Raw genomic sequence first — 2,693 nt, 5'->3', positions numbered from 1 at the left:
TCTGCCCCTGTCCCCGTCCTCCAGGGACTGCCGCCGGCCAGACCAGCTTGCCGCCGTAACGCGTTCTCCGCGTCCTGCGACGCAAAGGAGAACTCAGACATCTTCAGCTTGCCGCCGCGATGGTAACCAGGTTCTTGATGAGCCACTTTTCGGCAATGCCCGTAAGCCCGCCCTCGAAAGAAGCCGTGCCCAGGAAGCCGTCCATTGAGGCGTTGAGAAACAGTTCCCCGCTCCCCGTCTTCTTCAGGGTCGGCGTTGCGCTTTGAGACGACAGCGTATCATCAAAGACGACCTTGCCGTCTCCCATGATGTCCAGACTGGAGCCGTCGCCCATGAAGATCGCGTTCGAACCCGTGGAGTCCGTATTCCCGCTGAACACGATCTCCTGACCAGCGCCGGGATTGAGGGTGACGGCACGGGTGTTGTAGATGGCCCCGCCAAGCCCGCTGGCCGTATTGCCGGTAAAGCGCGCTCCGCCGTTGAATGCGAGGGAACCGTCCGTAGTCGATGTAAAATAGTTATAAACGGCACCGCCATAGGTTGCCGTATTCCCGAAAAAGACCACGTTGCCGGAAGTGGTCAGCTGGCCGTTATTGAATACGGCGCCGCCATAGCCGGCATTGTTGCCCTCGAAGGTGCTGTCCGCAATGGCGAGATTCGAACTACCGCTGATCGCCGAGTAGATGGCCCCGCCGTTGCCGGTATTGGCCTGATTTTCCTTGAATACGGCATCCGTAAACGCGATATCCGAGGTGCCGCTGCCGCCCAAATAGACGGCACCGCCCGAAGTGGCGGTATTGCCCTCAAATACCACATCCGAGGCGGCTGCATTCACCGTACCGCCAACACTCGCCGACGAGTACACAGCCCCGCCGTAGGTGCCGCTGTTCTTTCCGAAGACTGTGCCGGCAAACGTGAGCTTCGTGGAGGCATCCTTGCCACCCAGTGCGTAAATCGCTCCACCCTTGGCGGCCTGGTTGCCTTGCAGCCTCGTTCCGCTTCCCAGATCAACAGTGCCGTTCTGGACATAAACGGCGCCGCCGTTCGTGGTTGCGCTGTTCCCGTCGAACAGCGTGCCCGCATCAGTTCCCACGCCGCCGGAAGCCGTCGTCAACACGCCGTTCTTGTCAATGAAGAACGCGCCGCCGTTCGTGGCGGTGTTCGCGGCGAACGCCGTGTCCATGACGCTCGCGGTTCCGCCGCCGGCGAGAATGATGGCTCCGCCTCCCGCGGCCTTATTCTCTTCCATCCGGGAGTCGACGAGGACTATCGAGCCCCCGGCGCTGTAGATGCCGCCTCCGTAGTTCGACGTGGCCACATTCTTTCTGAACGTCGTGCCTGTCGCGTTCACCTGCCCCGTGGAGTAAACGGCTCCGCCCGCCTGGGCCTGGTTGGATTCCACAACGGAACCGGTTCCGAGGCTCAACGCGCCGGTCACAGCCAGCGCGCCGCCCATGTACGAAGTCGTATTGCCTCGGACAGTGGCCCCTTCTCCCATGCTCACGGAGCCCAGACTGTATATCGCACCGCCGTAATGGTAGCTCTCGTTGTTTGCAATGACCGCATTCTTGCCGAAGCGGACGACGCCCTTTCCATCCAGGAAAATAGCCCCGCCGCCATAGCCTCCGCCGCCTATGGCCAGCGCGGTCGAATTGCCGGACAGGACGGCATTGTCGCCAAACGTCACGCCTTTCTTGGAGAAAATAGCCCCGCCGCCCTTGGTGGCATCCCCGGCCGAATGGTTGTTGAGGAGCGACACGTTGTCGCCAAAAAGGATTTCCCCATTCGAAGAGGCGACCGACGCGTGGTAAGGCATCAGCCCGGTGCCCCAGTTCTGGATGGTCAGAGGCCCGTCCGACGTGACGCGCACCCCGGAATCTCCACCGTGGATCAGACACGCATACGTTTCGCTGGTATCTGACGTCTTACTTCCATCATAAACACCGGACAGGAAACGGTACTCGCTCGCCTGCCCCGGCTCCGTCTTCACGGTGATGACGTCCGCGATCGCGATGGGAAGCCCGGAGCTGTCCCGCCATCCTCCTACGGTTCCGTCCGAAGCGGCGTCGGACTTGTTGCCCGTGTAGTAATAGGGCGAGATGGGGCCTGGATTGGGAATGTTCACATACGTCCCGGTGAACGTGATTTCCTTTGCGGAACCCGAGCCGGACGCATCCGCCCCGACGTTGCTGGCTCCCAACAACAGGGCCGCAGCCTGGGCATAGGTCAGGTTGTACTTGGCGTCGTCGAACGCAATCAAGCCGGAATCAAAGCTCCAGTTGTCTCCGTTCAGCTTTACGGAGCCGGGATTTCTGGCGTCGCCTTCGGCATTCAGGCCGTTGGCGAAGATCTGCCCTGTCCCCGTCTCCAGGATGCCGCCGGCCAGAACCAGCTTGCCGCCCGTAACGGCGTTCTCCGCGTCCTGCGACGCAAAGGAGAACTCGGACATCTTCAGCTTGCCGCCCGCGACGGTGATCAGGTTCTTGATGAGCCACTTTTCGGCAATGCCCGTAAGCCCGCCCTCGAAAGAAGCCGTGCCCAGGAAGCCATCCATTGAGGCGTTGAGGAGCAGTTCCCCGCTCCCCGTCTTCTTCAGGGTCGGCGTTGCGCTTTGAGACGACAGTGCATCATCAAAGACGACCTTGCCGTCTCCCGTGATGTCCAGACTGGAGCCGTCGCCCATGAAGATCGCG

At 61.3% G+C, this 2,693-nt stretch carries 1 protein-coding gene; it reads right to left on the bottom strand.

Annotation, left to right across the window (positions count from 1 at the left end; all coding sequences use genetic code 11):
• Window positions 1-103: 103 nt before the first annotated feature.
• Window positions 104-2,693, bottom strand: a 2,590-nt coding sequence (locus HMPREF0178_RS22170; protein WP_009381172.1) for a hypothetical protein, incomplete at its 5' end; no start/stop codon positions are given.

This window comes from Bilophila sp. 4_1_30 (assembly GCF_000224655.1).
Classification (GTDB): Bacteria; Desulfobacterota; Desulfovibrionia; order Desulfovibrionales; family Desulfovibrionaceae; genus Bilophila; species Bilophila wadsworthia.
This window is presented reverse-complemented; position numbering and strand designations above follow the sequence as displayed.